Genomic DNA, 17,754 nt, shown 5'->3' with positions numbered 1-17,754 from the left:
AGAACCCAAGCACCGCATGAGCACTACCCCCGGCTACGTCTCCAACGCCGAGCTGGCCTCGCGCCTCTCGACGCTGGTAGACCGCTGGAACCGGCGCGAGAATCAGATGATCGCGCTGCTGACTCAGGAGGAAGGCACCGTCGTCGTGACGGACGGCCTGGGCAACAACCACACCCTCCCCTCGTTCCCGCAGCTCCAGAAGGACGTGGCCGGGCTGACCGACGAGCTGACCGGCTCGGTCGTGCAGGTGCGCGACCTGGTGTCCGTGGCAACCGGCATGGCGAACGCCGCGCAGGCGTCCGCAGATGACGCCTCTGGCTTCGCCGACGCTGCCGAAGCATCCGCCGTGCGCGCTGCGGAATCCGCCGCGAGCATCGACGACGACGTGCAGGCCACCGCCGACGCGGCGACCTTCGCTGCTGCCAAGGCGGCCGAGGCTTCCGACAGCGCGACCGAGGCGGCAAGCTCCGCAGTGGACGCCGCCGCTTCGGCGACGGCCTCGGCCACCTCGGCGCTGGCTTCGGCTGGCTCCGCAAGCCAGGCGGGCACGTCGGCCACCGCAGCGGGTCAGGCGCGTTCCGACGCGCAAGCAGCGGCGACTGCTGCCGCCACGTCACGGGATCAGGCGCAGACCATCCTGGGCTATGCGACCGACGCGGCCGACCGCGCGGAAGCTGACGCCACCGCTGCCGCAGCATCGGCTGCCGCAGCCGCCGACAGCGCGACCGCCGCAGCGACCTCGGTCACTCAGGCGACCACCCAGGCCAACCGGGCGGAAGCCCAGGCGTCCGCCGCGGCGACCAAGGCTGGCGAGGCTGCTGGCTCGGCGACCACCGCAGCCGGTCATGCCTCCGCTGCGTCCGGCTCGGCGTCTGCCGCCTCGATCTCGGCGCAGACCGCATCGTCGGCCAAGGCCGCTGCCGAGGCTGCCCGCGACAAGGCTGGCCTGTACGCGAACGCGCCGCAGGGCACCGAGGTCTCGCCGGGCGAGTTCTCGGCGAAGCATTGGGCCGCCCAGGCGCAGGCTGCCGTCACTGGCTCGCTGGTCTACATGGGATCGTGGGATGCCGGCACTGGTGCGTTCCCGGCCAACCCGGTGAAGGGTCACTTCTACAAGGTGGTCGGCGAAGGCACTGTGGGCGACATCCACTGGCGAGTCGGCGACCAGGCGCTCTACGGCGCTACCTGGGAGAAGATCGACAACACCGATCAGGTCACCAGCGTCGCCGGTAAGCAGGGCGACGTGACCCTCGTGGCTGGCGACATCGGCGGCCTGGGCGCGCTGGCGACCCGCGACGACGTGGACTTCAACACCCACGTCACCGGGAAGCCGACGACCTACCCGCCGAGCACCCACACGCACACCAAGGCGCAGGTCGGCCTCGACAAGGTGGACAATACCGCCGACCTCGACAAGCCGATCAGCACCGCGACGCAGACGGCGCTCGACGGCAAGGCGGCGGCGACGCACACGCACACCATCGCCAACGTGACCGGCCTCCAGTCCGCGCTCGACGGCAAAGCGGCGGCGTCCCACTCGCACACCATCGCAAACGTAACCGGGCTGCAAGCGGCGCTCGACGGGAAGTCGGCAATCGGCCACACGCATACCGCCGCCGAGATCGCCAACGTCGTCAACGTGACCGACGATCAGTCCATCGGTGGCGTCAAGACGTTCGCCTCCGGGCAGATTCGTGTGCAGGGATTTGGCGGCGAGGCCACGTCCGGCGTCATGTACCTGGGGTCGCTGGATCGCTATGTGTACGTGCCGCCAGCTGCGAACTCGCTGGAGTTCCGATTCGGCGATGGCACGGGTGGCGTCGCGTCCCTCAACGCTGGCGGCACCGTCTGGACCTCGGCGAACTTCAACCCGGCAGGAAAGGCCGACGCCGGTCACACGCACACCATCGCAAACGTCAGCGGCCTCCAGTCCGCACTGGACGGCAAGGCGAGCCTGGGTGGCGCAACCTTCACCGGGCAGGTCACTCTGGCCTATGGCGCGCCGCTGCGGTTGACCGGCATGGGTGCAGCGGGAACCGCGTACATCCACGGAACGAACGGCGCTGGCGATGACGTTTGCTCGATCACCCGCGTGAACACGAACAGCTGGTACAACCTGTACTGGAACGGTGCTGCGAACATTGCGGGCCGCCTGACGGTCGGCGATCAGATTTACCTCAACGCTGGCTGGTTCCGCTCCCAGCAGTCCGGCACCGGCTGGTACTCGGAAGCGCACGGCGGCGGCATCTGGATGCAGGACAGCACCTGGGTTCGCACCTACGGCGGCAAGGGATTCCTTATCGCTGGCCCAGGCGGTAGCGGTGGCGACCTCCGTTTGGAGAGCTACTCGCCAACCATCACCTGTTACGACTCCGACAACGGGACCACGCACTGGCTCCATTGCAACGACAACAACCACGGCTTCCTCGCCAGCAACGCCTTCTCGTGGTGCGCCTACCGCGACGGCAGCAACAATTGGGTCGCCACGGGCAACATCGTCGCCTATGCGTCCGATGCGCGTCTAAAGAAGAACATCGTGGACGCCTCGGCCTCCAAGGTGGCCGACTTCTTCGACCGCTTCCGTGTACGCGAGTTCGATTGGGATGCCAAGGCAATCGCCGAGCTGAATCCCACGTTCCACCCGAGCGCGGATCACGAGGTCGGCGGCATCGCGCAGGAGGCCGAGGAGGTCTACTCGTTGATGGTCGCCACGCACGCAAACGGCATCAAGACGATCCAGTGGGAGAAGGCTATTCCCTTCCTTATCGCTGAGGTGCAGGCGCTGCGTAAGCGCGTCGCGGACCTTGGGGGAGGTGCCTGATGGCCCTCCCCGGCTCCGGCCCTATCTCCTGGGAAATGATCCGCGCCGAGTTTGGCGGCGGCTACCCGATCTACGCGGACCAGTATTACCGAGGACGTGGATTGGTGCCCGACGTTCCGGCCAACTACGGCGTCCCCACGAGCGGCCCGATCTACGCCTCGCAGTTCTACAACGCGGTCAAGGCGACGCCGTTCCAAGCATCGCTGTCGCCGAGCTACCTGATGGGTAACTGGCCTCAGTCCACCAACGGCACGGTCAGCGAGTCGTTCAGCGTTTATTGCTCGGGCGGCACCGGCAACTACTCCGTGGTCTCCCGCTCCGTCACAGGCGGCGCGTCGATCTCCGGCAGCGGCCTCGGTGGCACTGTGACCGCCTCTGGGCGGAACACCTCCCGCATGGGGCAGTTCACAGTCGTCGTCACCGATGGCGTCACGCAGATCACCCTGACCGGCAACTACGAGTACAGCTTCGGTCGTCCGCTCTAACGCATCCACCACCTACAAGAGACCTAATGCACGATGAAGTGAAGCTGGTCGGCGCTCTCGCGGGCGTCGGCCTCATCGTGGGCATCGCAAAGATGCTCACGTCGAACGATCCGATCACCTGGAAGCAGGCGCTCGGCCGCGCAATCCTCTCTGGCGCTACCGGCCTTGCCGCTGGTGCCATCGTCATTTTCATCCCCGGCGTCTCCTTCGTCGCCCAGGTCGCGCTCGCGTGCATCCTGGCGTCGCTCGGCACGTCCGCGCTGGAGACCGTACTGAACCGCGTCGTCAACAAGTGACCGCCCCCAAGGATGCCTTGGAGCGACTGCACGCCGCAGTCGCTGACAAGCTCGCCGACACCATCGACTCGATGGAGTCGGACGCGAAGGGCCTGGCCTCGATCCTCAACGTGGCCCGGCAGTTTCTCAAGGACAACGGCATCGACGTTGCGGCCACGCCGCCCGGCTCACCGCTGGGCAAGCTGGCCGACAAGGTGTCCGAGTTCCCGTTCGATCCCGCTGAGGATGGGCGGCTGAACTGATGGAGGGCATGACGAGCCTCCACGTTCGTCACCCTTTCGAGGACTTCCGCAACTTCGCCTGGTACGTCTGGAAGGAGCTGGGGCTACCAAGCCCCACTCCGATCCAGTACGACATCTGCGAGTTCCTGAAAACCGGCCCGCGCCGTCGCGTCATCATGGCGTACCGCGGCGTCGGCAAGTCCTGGGTGACGGCCGCCTACGTCTGCTGGCTCCTCTGGAAAGACCCCCAGCACAAGATCATGGTGGTCTCGGCATCGAAGGAACGCGCCGATGCGTTCTCGGTGTTCGTCAAGCGCCTGATCGAAACCCTGCCTGAGCTGCAACACCTGCGCCCGCGTCCCGACCAGCGCAACTCGAACCTGGCGTTCGATGTCGGTCCCGCGCAGCCCGATCAGTCGCCCTCGGTGAAGTCGGTCGGCATCAACGGCCAGCTCACCGGCTCCCGCGCCGACACCATCATCGCGGACGACATCGAAGTCCCAAAGAACTCCATGACCGTCGTGCAGCGCGAGAAGCTCGCCGAGCTGGTCAAGGAGTTCGACGCGGTGCTCAAGCCTGGCGGCGAGATCATCTACCTCGGCACTCCGCAGACCGAGGAGTCGCTCTACAACAAGCTGCCCGAGCGCGGCTACGTCATCCGCATCTGGCCTGCGCGCTACCCGAAGGACACCAAGCACCGTCAGGTGTACGGCGACCGCCTCGCGCCGATGATCGCCGATGCGTTCGACGCGAACCCCAAGCTCGCCTGGAAGAACTGCGAGAGCGTCCGCTTCTCCGATGAGGACTTGATGGAGCGCGAGGCGTCCTACGGACGCTCCGGCTTCATGCTCCAGTTCATGCTCGATGCGTCGCTGTCCGACGCCGAGAAGTACCCGCTCAAGCTGTCCGACCTGATCGTGATGGACGTGGACCGCGAGGTCGCTCCGATCCGCGTGGTCTACAGCAGCGGCCCGGAGTACATCGTCAGCGACATCCCGTCCGTGGGCTTCACTGGCGACCGCCTGTACCGGCCCATGTACCTCGCCTCGGAAATGGAGGAGTTCACCGGCAAGGTACTCGCCATCGACCCCTCGGGCCGAGGTGGCGACGAAACCGGCTACGCGGTCGTCGGCATGCTTCGCGGCATGCTCTACGCGCGCCGCGCTGGTGCGACCAAGGGCGGCTACGACGACGACACGCTGGAGACCCTGGCGCACATCGCGCGCGCCGAGAAGGTCTCCGCAGTCCTCATTGAGGCGAACTTCGGTGACGGCATGTTCGCCAAGATGCTCTCCGGCGTCCTGGCGCGCGTGTACCCGTGCTCCATCGAGGAGGTGAAGCACTACGGCACCTCGAAGGAGAACCGAATCATCGACGTGCTGGAGCCGGTGCTGAACCAGCACCGCCTGGTGGTCGATGCCTCGATCATCCGCGCCGATCAGAAGTCCGAACAGAAGTACCAGCTGTGCTACCAGCTGACGCGCATCACGCGCGACCGCGGCGCACTGCGCCACGACGACCGCCTCGAAGCGCTGGCGATGGCCGTGAAGTATTGGGCCGACCAGCTCTCCCGAGACGTGTCCAAGGAGGAGCAGCGCTACCTGGAGGAGCTGCTCGACCGCGAGTACGCCTCCTTCATCCAGTCCGTGACCGGCCGCATGCCGTCACCCGACAACTACCTCGACATCCTGTAGGAGACCCAATGTCCAACACGCTCGCTGCGTGGCTGATGGCGCTCGCCGCCGCTGGCCTGCTGTACCTGTTCCTGCGCCGCAAGAACGACGACGACAACGACGGCCCGAGCGCACCCGCGCCGGTAACGCCGTGCGACTGCAACCACGCTCCCTGCTGCCACACCCAGGGCGGCCAGTCGAACCCCTACGCGCCGGTATGACCGACGCAAAGCTGCCGAGCCTCGTGGAGGTCAGGGACAACCTGATCCCCGCGGCGGCCCGGCTGCTCCCCGGCGTGGCCTTCACTCCCGAAGCGAAGGTCATGCTGCTCGCCATTGGTCTCCAGGAATCTCGCTTCGAGCACCGCAGGCAGATCAAAGGCCCCGCACGCGGCTTCTGGCAGTTCGAGGCGGGCGGCGGCACCGCAGGTGTACTCCGTCACCCGGCGACCTCCGCACGCGCCTCACAGCTCGTCTCCGCGCGTCTGGAGCGTCCCTCGACCGCTGCGGTCAACGAGGCGCTCGCCTCCGACGACGTGCTCGCCTGTGCGTTCGCTCGCCTGCTGCTGTTCACCGATCCGCGTCCGCTGCCCGCCCTGGGTAACCCCCAGGCCGCATGGGACTACTACGTCCGCAACTGGCGGCCGGGCAAGCCGCACCGTGACACCTGGGACGCGCTCTACGCGAAGGCCCTGGCAACCATCCGCAACACCTAACCGGAACCCATGAACTTCAAGACCATCTACAACCGCGCCAGCGAGCGCCTGGTGCGCGCCTACGAGCGCGCTAAGGGGTACGTAGCGCTACGCATTGCCCTCGCCTCGCAGTGGCTCCTGGAGCGCCTGCGCGAGACCTCCCGTCGCACCTACACCGGCTGGCTGTTCGTCGTCGTGTTCCTGGCGCTGCCCTACGTCGTCCTCGGCGGCCTGTGGGAGCACCTGCGGAATGCCGCGGAGCGCCTGTGGGATGACGTGAACGACATCGAGTGGGCTGCGTTCACCCCGAGCTACTGGCGGGAGCACATCAAGCAGTGACCACGCTGGCCTTTGACGGCCGGCTCGTTGCTATCGACTCGCAGGTCACCGCTGGTGATCTGCGGTACGAGGAGGAGAAGTTCTACCGCACCACCGACACCACCGGGCGCGACCTGGTGGTGTTCGGCGCGGGCACCACTTCCCACATCCAGCGAGCCGTGCGCGAGCTGTCGGAGGGATTCGACGAACTGACCAAGGGCGAGTACACGATCCTCGTGGTCGGCCTGCGGGACAACCCGGTGGCCTTCTACCACGACGGTCTCCCTCTCGACCTCCGGCGCGACTTCCTCGTCGCCGGTAGTGGTGGTGCGATTGCCCTGGCCGCCATGAAGGCAGGCCACAACGCGACCGAAGCAGTCCTCATGGCCTGCTCGACGGACCTCTACAGCGGTCCTCCGGTGCAGACCTACGACACGGTTACAAAGCGTTTCCTAAAACGCCGGACCTGAACTACTGGCGCATGGACGCGCCTAAACAGGAATGCCGATTTGGCGAGTCCTATCAAGGGCGCTCATGAGTTCTTTGATGCGGTACGGCTTCGGGAGAAAGGTCGCCCACTGGTGAGCGTCAGGGAGCTGCGGGTTCGGCACCCCGGACGCGAACATGTAGGGAATTCGGTGCGACAGCAGGTAATCGGCGACGGACATTGATGCTCCGTCCTGCGTCTGGATGTCTAAGATCGCCGCGTGAAATGCTTTCGCCTCTATGCGGTCGAATGCATCGGCAGCGGAGGCGACCACATCGACCTCGTAACCCTGCATCGCCAGGATTTCCTTCAACATCCCTGAGAGGTCAGGATCATCTTCCATGACCAACAACGAGCCGAGCCGACCCTGGCTGTATGCATCCGTAGCCATCGCGCGTTCTCCCACGCCTACGTTCCCCAAACGGTTCGTACCGTACACGACGGCCAGTTAAAAGACAGGAAACGACTCTACCTGAAAGTGAACAGTTCAGCTATCACGCCAATTCTTCATCCTTGAACCACCACATTACAGCCAAGACGACAAACCAAACGATCAGCGGGACGCCAATCGTGAATTCCACGAGTAGGCCTCTCATGTGCTCGTGCTGCGCGGCCTCAGTCAGTGCAGAATCCAGAATTGGCACCGCATCGGCCACCACGCTGTACGCGGTCGTGTCATCGTTTATGACCTCGCGGGTACGTTCGACCAGCTCCCGTGCTGCTCGAAGCTTCGCGTGCTGATATGCGGCGGGCACTCCAGCACAGACCAGCGAGAGGACAGTGACCAGCGCCGCCAAGCGAATGAGGAGGGTATTGAGCGATGCCATAGATGCTCGTTGTAATGTCTATGCCAACCGCTAAGTTTATTCGACCACGGAGCACTGGGAGGGCTTGACAAGGGTGCTATCATAGTAAGACCTAAGTATTACTCTAGCAGGACTATAGAGTTCTATTCATTGGTATTCACCATCAAGTAGAGCTACAGTTCTCCTATGCACTCCTGGGGTGTTCCTCTGTCCTCCTTGGGTGCCACTGCGGCGGACTAGACCTCCGTCCCATCCTTGATGACCCATAGCACCACGCCCGCACCAATCCAAGCGAGCGCCGGGATGCCCAAAGCGAGCTGGAGAAACAGGTTGCGGGAATTGCGGTTGCTGATGAGGTCATTCGTCGCGGCGTCAAACGTCCGCACCGCCTCATCAACCAACACCTGCGGCGAGGCGTCGTTCTCGATGATCTGCTCGTTCCAGGAACGCAACTCCTCAGCGCTCCTTACGCCGGTCTGAAAGTACGCGGCAGGGAGTCCTGCGAGCACTAAGGCCAGGACGGTGATCGCGGTAGCGGTTCTTATCGTGTATCGGCGGGCGTACATAACGTCTCCTCGAAGTGACAGAGGTGGTCGAAAGGTTTGCGGCAAATTTCCGAAGGAGTATCCAACTACTTGGAACGGCGCGATCACCCCCCGTAGGGGGTCGCCCCCTGTAGCGTAAGGCACGATGCGCCCCCTTCGCGTCACCTGCGGCGTCACCACCTCGGCTAACCTACTGATTCCAAAGGTGAACCACCGGATTAGGTATCCAGTGCCTAGGCAATCCCATGCGATACCTGGGCAACCTGCGGACATCCGCGCTCAAACGTTCGCGCCCCTGTCTGTCCCTATCTGTCTTTTTGCCCTGACCGCCACGCGCCCACCTCGGCACCACCTCGGCACACCTGCCGACCACCTCGGCACACCCTGCCCGGCCTATGCCCACCTGCCGCCCACCACGGCCAGCCAATGCGCCACCACGGCCCACGCAAGGCCCGCCACGGGCACCCCTACCGCCCCGCCTATAGAAGCTCCCCACGCGCGCGCTAGGCGCTCCCTGCGACCATCCAAAATCGTTGCCATCGGGGTATTGACAGCCATGCGGGGATTGATCTAATCTATACCCGTCGCCAGCAACACGGCGGCAGCGGAAAAGGCGGCGACAGACGTGCGACCGATGGATCGACAGCACCTAGAGCTTATCCCGCCAGCACTGAGGACTAGCCCCAAAGGCCCCTAAGCGCACCGCAGGTAACGTCCGGCTCAACCATCCCCCTACCGGGAGTGATTGACAAACCGGGAGCAAAAGGGCATAATGCCCACCATCGAACAACGGCCGCAGGGTGCGGTCGGGACAGTAGGAAAGGGGCAGGCAGGAGCGCCGCCCACGGCAGAACGCGGGGAGCTGGGAACACTAGCCGCGCCGGGAAGTGTAAGGGCCGATGAAGGCCGCCACGGATACCGGGTCACCGCCAGAAAGAGCGGGGCCATCTGTACGGGATTCCTAGGCGAGCTGGAGGCGCTCCCGGAAGCTGGCGACGGTCAGATTCCATGCCTTACGAGCATGAGTCTGACCGCCAAAGCGCCCCTACCGTTGTGATGGGGCGTTTTGGTGGTCCGATTCACTGGAGAGCAACCCATGACGATGATCCCGTTTGATATGACCGCCCGCGACTACTACGTGGCCGGTTGCATCCGCCGCGGCATCCGCGAGCACCGCGCCCGACTCAACGAGCGGGAGCGCCAGGCGAACAAGAACCGCACCCAAGTTGCGCCTTGTCCATCCCCCGTTGTCATCTGATCCCCTTTCGTCAACCCGATTTTCCACACCCCGCCGACGTGTGACGGCGGGTCTTTTTTGGAGCTACCATGAGCACCAATGGACCACTGGAGGACTTGCAAGTGCGCAAGCTCACCGCTGAGATTCGCAAGATCAACCGCGAGATCGACAAGCTGATGATGGAGACCCGGTGGTATCCGCTGGTGGTCGCCACGGCCTTTGTGGCTGGCATCGTCACGCTGACCAAGTTGTTCCTCTAACCGCGCCCTACCCCAATCCCCCGAAGCCGCCGCAAGGCGGCTTTTTTGTTGCCCGGAGAAAGCCATGAATCTCGACAAGTACGCACCGAAGATCGCCGCCGACATAGCGCGGGCGTTGGTGGACCTCGCGCTCGCCAAGGGCTATGCCATTTCCGTCAACGATGGCGAGGAGTGGACGGTGAAGCGTGGACGCGACCGGCAGATGGTGCTGGAAGCGCTGGCGACCACCGACGCCGACACGCTGGTATTCCGCCGCGAGGATGGCAGCCGCGTCGGTTTCGTGTGGCTGATCTGGCAGAACGGGGCCGACGTAGCGAGCGACTGGAGCGCAAACGAGGACACCGACGCGCTGGTGGAGCCGGTGCTGCGCGGGCTGGGGGTGCTGTGATGGAACTGCGCACCTACGGAACCCGCAACGTGTTCCTGGCACAGCCGGGGCGCTATCACGAACAACTGGCGGCGACCGCGATGACGCCGCAGCAAGCCGAGGAGTTCGCCACCGTGGTCAACCGCGCAATCAGGGATACCGACTTCGACCCCATCGACCTCGCGCAGCTGGCGAGTGGGTGGACGTGGCCCGAGCCGAGCAGCACTGCGCCGCTGGGCATTGAGGACTCGCAATTCCTTGTCGAGGTGGCGCGCATGCTGCACCGCCTCTGGCAGGAGGTCGGCGAGCAGTGGAGCGGCGTGTGGGCCTACGACATCGCCGACCCGCTGGGCGGATGGCTGTCGAGGAACGGCATCGACCACGAGACCGCCGATGGTGTGGCGCGCGCCGAGCAGCAGGCCCGCGCATGGATCGCCGAGGGCATGGGAGCCGCGCGATGAGCTACCGCGAGGAGGACATCATGTTCGAGACCGAAAAGGCGTGGGTGCTGCGCAAGGGACCGAACCATTTTGAGGTCTACAAAATCGGCCTCACCCACTCGACACGCCACGGCATTTTTCACAACATCCCCGGCGCACTGGATCGCGCCATCGAACACGCAAAGGGCCTGTCGCAATGAGCAATGACAACGAGCTGGCTGTACCTGCCGGTGACAAGCTGGTCACCCTGGGCGACCGATCGGTCTCCTACGGTCCCCGCCAAGAGTTCGACGGGAGCGTCGAGCCTTGCGCACCGATGGCCGCGCAGTTTTGGGGCGTCTACCGCTGGGCCGGTAAGGACCGCTGGTGGTGGATTGCCGACGTGGCCGACGAGGACACCGCCCGCGCAGTGGCCGCCGCCTACCTGCTGAACGTCAAGCCCGATTGGGCGCACTGACCGATAACCACCCCTGATCCCGAGGCCCGCCTAGTGCGGGCCTTCGCATTTCTGGAGCACACCATGCAAATCTACGTTGCCTGCCTTGCCTCATATAACGCTGGCGTCCTGCACGGCGAGTGGATCGACTTGGAGGGACGCGACGCCGACGACGTGCGCGATGAGATTGCCCGCATCCTGCGCGAGTCGCCGCACCCGAACGTGACCGTTGATTGCCCGGATTGCGGCGGTACTGGAACCACATACGTCCCCCGAGTATTCGGCGGGGCGGAATGCACGGCGTGTGGCGGAAGCGGCAAGGTCGCCAGCGCCGAGGAGTGGGCCGTCCACGACTACGACGACGTGTTCGGGGATACCTGGGGCGAGCACCCCGACCTGGACAAGCTGTGCGCATTGCAAGAGCGGCTGGACGAGTTGCACAACGACACCGAACGCGCTGCCTACACGGCCTTCTGCGACCACGAGGGCCTCGACGATGTGACCGTGGAGCAGTTCCACGAAGCCTACGTGGGCCAGTTCGATAGCTGGGCCGACTTTGCCGAGAACTATGTGGACGAATCGGGGCTTCTCCACGGCGTGCCCGACGCCCTCTCCCGCTACTTCGACTACGAGAGCTATGGCCGCGACATTCGGCTCAACGGTGACGCGTTTGAGGTGAGCGGCTTCTACTTCTGGAGCCGCTAACGCCGCTTCCGCAAGACCCTGCGCCAATACAGGTATGTGCGATGCGCCGGCACCGAGCTAGTCCACACCCATACGACTAGGTGAAGGGCCGTAATGGCGACTTCTACGCGGGGGTCAATCATCGAACGGTCCTTGGGGTCGGGAGTGGCGATCACGCCCTTCAGCCCTAATCATAAGGCCAATCTCGATATTTGGCACTCATTGTTCCATTTGTAGCACTTGCATAACAGGAGACTTACATATGCGTAACGCAGATTTCACCGCAAACTCGACCCTGGTGATCGTCAACGTGGCCCTCCGCGTCCACCAGTTCGGCCCGTTCTTGGTATTCGAGCGGGAGGTTTTGGTCCTGCATGAACGGACCTACGAGGTGCCCGAATGATTCGGACCATCAATTTCGACCATAACGAGAAGCGCGGCGCTCTCCGCGCGATGCTCGGCCTACTCAACGAGCGCGTCCAGTTCTCGGTCGTCCCCGAGGACTGTGGCTGGCGGGTGTCGTATCCGGTCCCACCCGCGGCCCCAACGGAGACCCCGCGGCCATGACTTCACTGCACCAGTCGGGATCAATCTCTCCCGTGGTACTTGATTCCTACGGACGCGCCATCATTGTGGCCTGTAGTCTGCCCGACGGCAGCGTCATGCTGTCGGGCTGCGCATCCGCAGACGACCAGGGGGGCGTTCTCAGTCTATGAGTACGGTGAGACGGACAATAGCCAGCGCGGTAGTCCGCGTAGGGCAAGGACTGTTTTTTGCATCCGTGGTCGGGGCCATTGTGACCCTGGCGGCGATGCTGGCACTACCGTTCTTAAAACACTGAAACGTAAGACCTTTTTGTGGAGCGCAGCCGGGGGTGGCGGCGCATTACAACGCCGTGAGCAGGGGACAGGACGGCCCCTTCGCAGGGCAGAAGTACCTGGACCTGTTCGTGAAAGCCTTTGGATATGAGATCGGAATCGACCCCTCCCCCACGCCTTGGCAGCGTGGTTTCTGGATGGACAAAATTGGCAAGAATGCCATCAACATTGGCTTGGGCCTTGTAATCCTTACATTGCGGCTCCAAGATAGACCCTGATGGTTTCCCAAGGGGGAACCATCCCCTTACGGAAAATGAGCGCACCATGAATCTCTCGCAGAAAGAACTGACGGCCATTCTCACAACCGCACTGTCAGCCTTCCGGGAAGAGATCGACGAGGACATCACCGCCACCCGCATCCTCACCCTACTCGCCGTTGTGGACGAGCCGGGCATTCAGCAGGTGGACCTTGAGCGCGTCCTCGGCGGACTCTCTCCCTCCGCAGTGAGCCGCAATGTGCTCGACCTGTCGTCTATCAAGCGTAACCGCGAGCCGGGGCCTGACTTCCTAGAGCAGCGCCCTGATCCCGCCTACCGCAAGCGCAACCTGATCTTCCCGACGACCAAGGCGCTGCACTGGCTGGCTTCGCTCGCAGAACGTGTCAACCGCAAGGTGACGGCGCGCGTCGCAGCCGCCTAACCCCCAACACCCCGTTGTGCCCCGAGGCCCGCCTAGTGCGGGCCTTTTTCATTTCTGGAGATACACATGGCCCTTCGCCTCAAAGGGACCGCGCCCAAGCCGGGTGCGCCCGATAAGCGCTACTACATGCTCGACGTGCAGGAGGGATACCGGCGCGTGCGCTTGTCCACCGGCACCCGCGACCGCGTGGCAGCCGAGCGCAAGGAGCAGGCGGTCCTCGACGCCCTGCGCGACGACCCCGAGATTGCAGAGGACGCGCTGCGGGAGCTGATTCGGGGCAAGTCCCGGTCGGTGCAGATGGCCGTGGCGAAGGCCAAGGTCCGCCAGCGCACCCTCAAGGACGCGATGGACGACGCGCTGGACGACCGCAACTTTTGGGGCAAGCTCCGGTCCATCGACACCGTGCGTACCAACTGCAAGGTGGTCCAGAGCTACCTGGGCGAGGAAACGCCCATCAACGACATCACGCAGGCCGCGGTCAACGACATGGCGCAGCGCATGCTCGCCGACAAGGCGGCTCCCGCCACCGTGAACCGCAAGATGCAGTGCCTCCTTGCCCTACTGAAACGCGAGAGGAAGGCCGGCCGGTTCTTGGGAGAGCTGCCCGAGTACAGCTTGGCCGACGAGAGGGACAACGCACGCACGTTCGTCCTGAACGTTGAGGACGAGGAATTGATCCTGGCGCGGCTGCTGGAGTGGGACACGCTCCCGAACGGCCCTGCCGGAGGGCACCCACGGGTGCGCGACGGGGCGGACTACCGCGACCTGTTCGTGTGCCTCGCCGACCTGGGCTGCCGCATGAGCCAGGCCATCGGCATCCGGTGGTCCGAAGTAGTCGATCAGGGCGGAAGGCTCCACGTCCGCTTCTGGCGGCACGCTACGCTCAAGAAGGGGCGTCCCCGCACCCTACCCTGCACCGCCCGTGTCGCCGAGGTTCTACAGCGGCGCAAGGACGCCCTGGCGGCCACATCGGACGGCCCCTTCACGATGCTCAATCGCACGCGCGCCGACCGGCTGTGGCAATGGGCCATCAAGGGGACACATCTCGCTTCCGAGAAGGAGTGCGTACCGCATGCGCTCCGCCATACGTGCGCCACTCGGCTGCTGCTGGCGACCGGCAACATCAAGCTCGTGCAGGAGTGGCTCGGACACCGCGACATCCAGACCACCTCAGCGGTCTACGCGAAGGTACTGGCCGAGCAATCGCTCCAAGGCATGTCTGCACTGGAGCAGTTCCGCCTCCCAGCCGCCTCGAACGGAACAGGTGACGTTCCGAGACAGGGATCAATTGCCAAAGCGGGAATCCAATAGGACAACTGACCGTCGCCAGCTTATTTTTCAATCACTTAGGCAATCTGTGCTCGGCCAGATGGTGCGAAAGGCGGGACTCGAACCCGCACGAGGTCACCCTCACTGGAACCTAAATCCAGGGCGTCTACCAATTCCGCCACTTTCGCGTGGCCGGCTCAGGCGTTCATTGTCGCAGGCGGGGGCTGGAAGCGGAAGGCCTGCACAAAACTGAATCTGCCGCGATGCGCGCGGCCCCTGCATCGCTGCCGCCCCGGCGGGCGCACCACCCGCCAGGACGACTGCGGCTTACTGCTGCGGTACAGCGCGGGCCGGCGCCATGCCGGCATGTTCGGCGGGCGCCTCCCCCTTGCGGATCTCCACGCCCCCGTCATCGGTGCGCCGCAGAGCCACCGACTCCGGCATGGCCTTGCGCACATCCACCGAACCGTCCGCATTGCGCTGCACATCCACCGCGTCAGGCAGGACCTCCGCTTCCGCAGGCTGAGCCGGCCGCATCTGCATGGCGTCACCCACCGGGCGCGCCGGAGTGCTCTCCGTGCCCGCATCGCGTTCAACGGTCTTCGCGGGATCATTGGCTGGCGCGCAGGCAGCCAGCGCCATCAACGCGAAGGGAACCCACAGCGTGCGGTGCAATCGATTGATATCAGCCATCAACATCTTCCTTCGTGCATGCGCCATCGGCGCGGAAGATCCATTGGGTGCGATACAGGACGCGATGCGGTGAGAAGCAGCGCACAGCATTGAAAACACTGATGACGCGTATGTCCCTGATTTCAGCATCGCTTCAGTAGATTCACGCCATGCGCCGTTTCAGCAGATCCACGCCATGCGTGGATGAAGCGCAACCCGGCGTGCAGACAAGAAAAAAGCCACTTGGATGACCAAGTGGCTTTTGTCTGGTGGGCTGTCAAGGATTCGAACCTTGGACCTATTGATTAAGAGTCAACTGCTCTACCAACTGAGCTAACAGCCCGAAATCGGGGCGCGAATTATGACCCGATCCGCTCGGTGGGTGCAAGCACTTTTTTCAACATCGTTGAAACCAGCACTGCGGTCCCGCTGCATTGCAGATCCACGGCCAAGCGGGGCTCTGCAACCCGTGATCCATCGAAACGATGGGAGTCACACTTATAAGAAAAAAGCCACCTGGGATACCAGGTGGCTTCTGTCTTGGTGGGCCGTCAAGGATTCGAACCTTGGACCTATTGATTAAGAGTCAACTGCTCTACCAACTGAGCTAACGGCCCGTGAAACTCAGACGCACATTGTAGCGTGCTTTCTGTTTATTGCAATACCGTTTCGGCTGCGCCGATGCGGTTGAATCAGTGGGGTGGCTGAGGGGATTCGAACCCCCGACCACCGGAATCACAATCCGGTACTCTAACCAACTGAGCTACAGCCACCACTGAAACTTTCGCTCCACCGCCGATGAGGCTGACGCTGGACCTTGATGCTTTGCTAGCGGGTGGAACCAGAAGTCCGTCCCCCGAAGCGAGTCCGGCATTTTCCGGGAGTCGCGAAGGAATTGCAAGCACTTCTTCACATTGATGTGCAGGGGCCGGAACAGGAGATCAATGCTGCTCCGCCGAGGTCACGCGCGCGATGTCCGCATGCCCATCCAGGAATGACAGCGTGGCCTCCCCTTTCGGCGTGACCTGCAGCTGCAGGCGTGGCTGGCCCGCTCCGTCGAGCAACTGAAACATCACGTTGCGCGACTGCGTCCTGCCAAGAAGCACTCGACGGGTAATCGCTTGCACACCCTGCGCGTGCAAGCGCTCATCGTCGGCCCAGAACATCGGTCGCAACTGTCCATCGGCGACATCGTTTCGATCACATCGAACGACGTGTTGCGTTCGGCCGTCACCTCCATCAGCAGGCCAGCAAACGCCCGCAAGGCGACAGCACCGCGGCAGAAGGTAAGCCGCCGTTGGCGCCTGCGCCGCCGATGTACTTCGATCAGCACCTGCTTCACCTCACCCACGCCGTTCGAATCTGCATCCATCCCGAGCTAGAGAAGGCGCGTGCCGCACGCACCGGATGTCAGGCGCTGGCGAACAGCCCGCCCGTCGTCGGGCACGCCCCGAGAGCATGAACGTTTAGTGAACAAATCGTGAATGAATCTCAAATAGGGATGGGGGAGATCCATTCATACAACGTTAGCTGCAGGACATGGAACGCAGGGCGCGCGTTTGCAACCATGCCGATTCCTGCAATGAAGGTGAGATCAATAGATGAGCAAGCGGCTAATCGGATTCGTCGCGCTGGCAGCCGTGCTGGCAGTGGCAGCCGTTGCAATGTCCGGCTACCGGCAGCAGGCAACTGCGGATGCCACGGCAGAGGAATCCGGGAAGAGTGGCAGCCTCGATGAACGGCCTGACCAGGGAAGGCAGCTTCCGGCGTCAGGTGCGGCGGCCGCGCAAAGGCTTGAGCGGGACAACAAGATCCCGCCGGGCTCGTACAAGGCCGTGGGCCCCAAGGCCTACGAAATCGTAAGAGGCAATGAGTTCCGGCCTCCCGGTGACGCGCTTGCCCACGTCAAGCAACTGATGCTGCGCTCCGAATCCGGAGATGCCACGGCAACCTACGAAATCTATCGAACCATCGAGCAATGCCAGACCTTCATTTCGGATCGCGCTGACAAGCTGGCGGATTCGGCCACCACGGTCGGGGCCGGCAACTGGTTCCTGGAGCGGTCGGAACGAATCCTCAAAGAGTGTGAGTCGCTGGCTCTGGATCAGGACATCTATCACGCCGATTGGCTTTCGAAGGCCGCCGCCATGGGCTCGCAGGAAGCGATGCGCGCCTACTCGCGATCGCCGGAGAAAGTCATCGGTTCGCTTGATGACGCAATCCGTGATCCCGCGGCGCTCGAGGCGTGGAAGGACACCGCCACCGGATATCTGCGCGAACTGGAATCACAAGGGAACGTCAATGTCATCAGCGACATGGCGATGGCCTACACCTATGGCGGCATCGTTCCTGCGGATCCCGTTGCGGCCCTGGCGTACACCCGCGTCCTCAACCGGCTGGACCCACGTTTTGCCACCACCAATGACATTGCCAACCATGAGAAAAACCTGAGCAGCCAAGAGAAAGAGAAAGCCCGCATTTCATCGAACGAAATCTTCAAGAACTGTTGCATCCCACGATAAGGAC

The 17,754-nt window shown here is 63.6% G+C and carries 25 protein-coding genes and 4 tRNA genes; 20 read left to right on the top strand and 9 right to left on the bottom strand.

Annotated features, from left to right (window positions below):
• Positions 1-16 precede the first annotated feature (16 nt).
• Genes ACZK4Z_RS04555 through ACZK4Z_RS04515 form a run of 9 tightly spaced genes read left to right on the top strand, consistent with a single transcriptional unit; the run spans position 17 to position 6,978 of the window.
• On the top strand, positions 17-2,821 hold the full coding sequence (locus tag ACZK4Z_RS04555) for a tail fiber domain-containing protein (protein WP_005412395.1): 2,805 nt from the start codon (positions 17-19) through the stop codon (positions 2,819-2,821).
• On the top strand, positions 2,821-3,306 hold the full coding sequence (locus ACZK4Z_RS04550) for a hypothetical protein (protein ID WP_126411773.1): 486 nt from the start codon (positions 2,821-2,823) through the stop codon (positions 3,304-3,306). Before ACZK4Z_RS04555 ends, ACZK4Z_RS04550 begins: the two co-directional genes overlap by 1 nt.
• 26 nt (positions 3,307-3,332) lie before the next feature.
• Positions 3,333-3,602, top strand: coding sequence for a phage holin family protein (locus ACZK4Z_RS04545; protein ID WP_005412393.1), 270 nt, complete (start codon positions 3,333-3,335; stop codon positions 3,600-3,602).
• Positions 3,603-3,619: 17 nt separating this feature from the next.
• Positions 3,620-3,844 (top strand): hypothetical protein, encoded by a 225-nt coding sequence (locus tag ACZK4Z_RS04540; protein WP_005412392.1) that lies wholly within the window; start codon positions 3,620-3,622, stop codon positions 3,842-3,844.
• An 8-nt stretch (positions 3,845-3,852) separates the two neighbouring features.
• Positions 3,853-5,517, top strand: coding sequence for a phage terminase large subunit (gene terL / locus ACZK4Z_RS04535; protein ID WP_032961836.1), 1,665 nt, complete (start codon positions 3,853-3,855; stop codon positions 5,515-5,517).
• 8 nt (positions 5,518-5,525) lie between these two features.
• Complete coding sequence (locus tag ACZK4Z_RS04530) at positions 5,526-5,717, top strand: LPXTG cell wall anchor domain-containing protein (protein WP_005412390.1); 192 nt, start codon at positions 5,526-5,528, stop codon at positions 5,715-5,717.
• A complete protein-coding gene (locus tag ACZK4Z_RS04525) occupies positions 5,714-6,211 on the top strand; it encodes a hypothetical protein (protein ID WP_065426719.1) in 498 nt (165 codons plus the stop codon). The genes ACZK4Z_RS04530 and ACZK4Z_RS04525 overlap by 4 nt, the downstream gene beginning before the upstream one ends.
• A 9-nt stretch (positions 6,212-6,220) precedes the next feature.
• Entirely contained in the window at positions 6,221-6,529 is a 309-nt protein-coding gene (locus ACZK4Z_RS04520; protein WP_005412388.1) for a hypothetical protein, read from the top strand.
• Positions 6,526-6,978: a hypothetical protein gene (locus ACZK4Z_RS04515; protein WP_005412387.1), complete on the top strand. Its 453-nt coding sequence runs from the start codon at positions 6,526-6,528 to the stop codon at positions 6,976-6,978. Before ACZK4Z_RS04520 ends, ACZK4Z_RS04515 begins: the two co-directional genes overlap by 4 nt.
• A 21-nt stretch (positions 6,979-6,999) precedes the next feature.
• Here the strand turns inward: ACZK4Z_RS04515 and ACZK4Z_RS04510 are convergent, their stop codons facing one another.
• From ACZK4Z_RS04510 to ACZK4Z_RS04500, 3 genes are all read right to left on the bottom strand, one after another.
• A complete protein-coding gene (locus tag ACZK4Z_RS04510; protein WP_125899042.1) occupies positions 7,000-7,401 on the bottom strand; it encodes a response regulator in 402 nt (133 codons plus the stop codon).
• Between the two features lie 88 nt (positions 7,402-7,489).
• Complete coding sequence (locus tag ACZK4Z_RS04505; protein WP_032961798.1) at positions 7,490-7,822, bottom strand: hypothetical protein; 333 nt, start codon at positions 7,820-7,822, stop codon at positions 7,490-7,492.
• 215 nt (positions 7,823-8,037) lie between these two features.
• Positions 8,038-8,367 carry a hypothetical protein gene (locus tag ACZK4Z_RS04500; protein ID WP_032961796.1) on the bottom strand — a complete coding sequence of 110 codons (330 nt, stop codon included), beginning with the start codon at positions 8,365-8,367 and terminating at the stop codon, positions 8,038-8,040.
• Between the two features lie 1,075 nt (positions 8,368-9,442).
• Between ACZK4Z_RS04500 and ACZK4Z_RS04495 the strand changes: the two genes are divergently transcribed.
• From ACZK4Z_RS04495 to ACZK4Z_RS04450, 10 genes are all read left to right on the top strand, one after another.
• Complete coding sequence (locus ACZK4Z_RS04495) at positions 9,443-9,604, top strand: hypothetical protein (RefSeq protein ID WP_155029018.1); 162 nt, start codon at positions 9,443-9,445, stop codon at positions 9,602-9,604.
• 68 nt (positions 9,605-9,672) lie between these two features.
• Positions 9,673-9,843 (top strand): hypothetical protein, encoded by a 171-nt coding sequence (locus ACZK4Z_RS04490; protein ID WP_167692992.1) that lies wholly within the window; start codon positions 9,673-9,675, stop codon positions 9,841-9,843.
• A 64-nt stretch (positions 9,844-9,907) separates the two neighbouring features.
• Positions 9,908-10,231 carry a hypothetical protein gene (locus ACZK4Z_RS04485; RefSeq protein ID WP_134734692.1) on the top strand — a complete coding sequence of 108 codons (324 nt, stop codon included), beginning with the start codon at positions 9,908-9,910 and terminating at the stop codon, positions 10,229-10,231.
• Positions 10,231-10,671, top strand: coding sequence for a hypothetical protein (locus ACZK4Z_RS04480; RefSeq protein WP_111007479.1), 441 nt, complete (start codon positions 10,231-10,233; stop codon positions 10,669-10,671). The genes ACZK4Z_RS04485 and ACZK4Z_RS04480 overlap by 1 nt, the downstream gene beginning before the upstream one ends.
• Positions 10,668-10,850: a hypothetical protein gene (locus ACZK4Z_RS04475; protein WP_049397876.1), complete on the top strand. Its 183-nt coding sequence runs from the start codon at positions 10,668-10,670 to the stop codon at positions 10,848-10,850. Before ACZK4Z_RS04480 ends, ACZK4Z_RS04475 begins: the two co-directional genes overlap by 4 nt.
• Positions 10,847-11,107: a hypothetical protein gene (locus ACZK4Z_RS04470; protein ID WP_032961791.1), complete on the top strand. Its 261-nt coding sequence runs from the start codon at positions 10,847-10,849 to the stop codon at positions 11,105-11,107. Before ACZK4Z_RS04475 ends, ACZK4Z_RS04470 begins: the two co-directional genes overlap by 4 nt.
• A 63-nt stretch (positions 11,108-11,170) precedes the next feature.
• Entirely contained in the window at positions 11,171-11,791 is a 621-nt protein-coding gene (locus tag ACZK4Z_RS04465) for an antirestriction protein ArdA (RefSeq protein WP_032961789.1), read from the top strand.
• A 241-nt stretch (positions 11,792-12,032) separates the two neighbouring features.
• Positions 12,033-12,173 (top strand): hypothetical protein, encoded by a 141-nt coding sequence (locus ACZK4Z_RS04460; protein WP_005412379.1) that lies wholly within the window; start codon positions 12,033-12,035, stop codon positions 12,171-12,173.
• 739 nt (positions 12,174-12,912) lie between these two features.
• Positions 12,913-13,287, top strand: a complete 375-nt coding sequence (locus ACZK4Z_RS04455; RefSeq protein WP_005412378.1) for a helix-turn-helix domain-containing protein — start codon at positions 12,913-12,915, stop codon at positions 13,285-13,287.
• A 66-nt stretch (positions 13,288-13,353) separates the two neighbouring features.
• The gene (locus ACZK4Z_RS04450; protein ID WP_049417433.1) at positions 13,354-14,598 is read left to right on the top strand and encodes a tyrosine-type recombinase/integrase; all 1,245 of its coding nucleotides are present in this window, start codon (positions 13,354-13,356) and stop codon (positions 14,596-14,598) included.
• A 59-nt stretch (positions 14,599-14,657) separates the two neighbouring features.
• Here the strand turns inward: ACZK4Z_RS04450 and ACZK4Z_RS04445 are convergent.
• The 6 genes from ACZK4Z_RS04445 to ACZK4Z_RS04420 form a co-directional block, all read right to left on the bottom strand.
• A tRNA-Leu gene (locus ACZK4Z_RS04445) sits at positions 14,658-14,744 on the bottom strand.
• Between the two features lie 139 nt (positions 14,745-14,883).
• Positions 14,884-15,249 carry a hypothetical protein gene (locus tag ACZK4Z_RS04440; RefSeq protein WP_125894652.1) on the bottom strand — a complete coding sequence of 122 codons (366 nt, stop codon included), beginning with the start codon at positions 15,247-15,249 and terminating at the stop codon, positions 14,884-14,886.
• Between the two features lie 246 nt (positions 15,250-15,495).
• Positions 15,496-15,571: transfer RNA gene (locus tag ACZK4Z_RS04435), tRNA-Lys, on the bottom strand.
• A gap of 198 nt (positions 15,572-15,769) precedes the next feature.
• A tRNA-Lys gene (locus tag ACZK4Z_RS04430) sits at positions 15,770-15,845 on the bottom strand.
• A gap of 79 nt (positions 15,846-15,924) precedes the next feature.
• Positions 15,925-16,001, bottom strand: a tRNA-His gene (locus ACZK4Z_RS04425).
• A gap of 168 nt (positions 16,002-16,169) precedes the next feature.
• Entirely contained in the window at positions 16,170-16,394 is a 225-nt protein-coding gene (locus tag ACZK4Z_RS04420; RefSeq protein WP_049422622.1) for a hypothetical protein, read from the bottom strand.
• Positions 16,395-16,829: 435 nt separating this feature from the next.
• On the opposite strand from ACZK4Z_RS04420, the gene ACZK4Z_RS04415 reads away from it, so the two are divergent.
• Complete coding sequence (locus tag ACZK4Z_RS04415; RefSeq protein ID WP_032129316.1) at positions 16,830-17,750, top strand: hypothetical protein; 921 nt, start codon at positions 16,830-16,832, stop codon at positions 17,748-17,750.
• The last annotated feature ends 4 nt before the right edge of the window (positions 17,751-17,754 follow it).

Source organism: Stenotrophomonas sp. 71799_Sma, from assembly GCF_056482505.1.
Note: the sequence above shows the minus strand (reverse complement) of the source record. Positions and strands in the feature narration are given on the sequence as shown.

What these genes read in the sequence shown, in the direction of transcription:
- ACZK4Z_RS04555 (WP_005412395.1), top strand. Translation starts at nt 17, where the DNA reads ATGAGCACTACCCCCGGCTACGTCTCCAACGCCGAGCTGGCCTCGCGC.
- ACZK4Z_RS04550 (WP_126411773.1), top strand. Translation starts at nt 2,821, where the DNA reads ATGGCCCTCCCCGGCTCCGGCCCTATCTCCTGGGAAATGATCCGCGCC.
- ACZK4Z_RS04545 (WP_005412393.1), top strand. Translation starts at nt 3,333, where the DNA reads ATGCACGATGAAGTGAAGCTGGTCGGCGCTCTCGCGGGCGTCGGCCTC.
- terL (WP_032961836.1), top strand. Translation starts at nt 3,853, where the DNA reads ATGACGAGCCTCCACGTTCGTCACCCTTTCGAGGACTTCCGCAACTTC.
- ACZK4Z_RS04530 (WP_005412390.1), top strand. Translation starts at nt 5,526, where the DNA reads ATGTCCAACACGCTCGCTGCGTGGCTGATGGCGCTCGCCGCCGCTGGC.
- ACZK4Z_RS04525 (WP_065426719.1), top strand. Translation starts at nt 5,714, where the DNA reads ATGACCGACGCAAAGCTGCCGAGCCTCGTGGAGGTCAGGGACAACCTG.
- ACZK4Z_RS04520 (WP_005412388.1), top strand. Translation starts at nt 6,221, where the DNA reads ATGAACTTCAAGACCATCTACAACCGCGCCAGCGAGCGCCTGGTGCGC.
- ACZK4Z_RS04505 (WP_032961798.1), bottom strand. Translation starts at nt 7,822, where the DNA reads ATGGCATCGCTCAATACCCTCCTCATTCGCTTGGCGGCGCTGGTCACT.
- ACZK4Z_RS04500 (WP_032961796.1), bottom strand. Translation starts at nt 8,367, where the DNA reads ATGTACGCCCGCCGATACACGATAAGAACCGCTACCGCGATCACCGTC.
- ACZK4Z_RS04495 (WP_155029018.1), top strand. Translation starts at nt 9,443, where the DNA reads ATGACGATGATCCCGTTTGATATGACCGCCCGCGACTACTACGTGGCC.
- ACZK4Z_RS04490 (WP_167692992.1), top strand. Translation starts at nt 9,673, where the DNA reads ATGAGCACCAATGGACCACTGGAGGACTTGCAAGTGCGCAAGCTCACC.
- ACZK4Z_RS04485 (WP_134734692.1), top strand. Translation starts at nt 9,908, where the DNA reads ATGAATCTCGACAAGTACGCACCGAAGATCGCCGCCGACATAGCGCGG.
- ACZK4Z_RS04480 (WP_111007479.1), top strand. Translation starts at nt 10,231, where the DNA reads ATGGAACTGCGCACCTACGGAACCCGCAACGTGTTCCTGGCACAGCCG.
- ACZK4Z_RS04475 (WP_049397876.1), top strand. Translation starts at nt 10,668, where the DNA reads ATGAGCTACCGCGAGGAGGACATCATGTTCGAGACCGAAAAGGCGTGG.
- ACZK4Z_RS04470 (WP_032961791.1), top strand. Translation starts at nt 10,847, where the DNA reads ATGAGCAATGACAACGAGCTGGCTGTACCTGCCGGTGACAAGCTGGTC.
- ACZK4Z_RS04465 (WP_032961789.1), top strand. Translation starts at nt 11,171, where the DNA reads ATGCAAATCTACGTTGCCTGCCTTGCCTCATATAACGCTGGCGTCCTG.
- ACZK4Z_RS04460 (WP_005412379.1), top strand. Translation starts at nt 12,033, where the DNA reads ATGCGTAACGCAGATTTCACCGCAAACTCGACCCTGGTGATCGTCAAC.
- ACZK4Z_RS04455 (WP_005412378.1), top strand. Translation starts at nt 12,913, where the DNA reads ATGAATCTCTCGCAGAAAGAACTGACGGCCATTCTCACAACCGCACTG.
- ACZK4Z_RS04450 (WP_049417433.1), top strand. Translation starts at nt 13,354, where the DNA reads ATGGCCCTTCGCCTCAAAGGGACCGCGCCCAAGCCGGGTGCGCCCGAT.
- ACZK4Z_RS04440 (WP_125894652.1), bottom strand. Translation starts at nt 15,249, where the DNA reads ATGGCTGATATCAATCGATTGCACCGCACGCTGTGGGTTCCCTTCGCG.
- ACZK4Z_RS04420 (WP_049422622.1), bottom strand. Translation starts at nt 16,394, where the DNA reads ATGTTCTGGGCCGACGATGAGCGCTTGCACGCGCAGGGTGTGCAAGCG.
- ACZK4Z_RS04415 (WP_032129316.1), top strand. Translation starts at nt 16,830, where the DNA reads ATGAGCAAGCGGCTAATCGGATTCGTCGCGCTGGCAGCCGTGCTGGCA.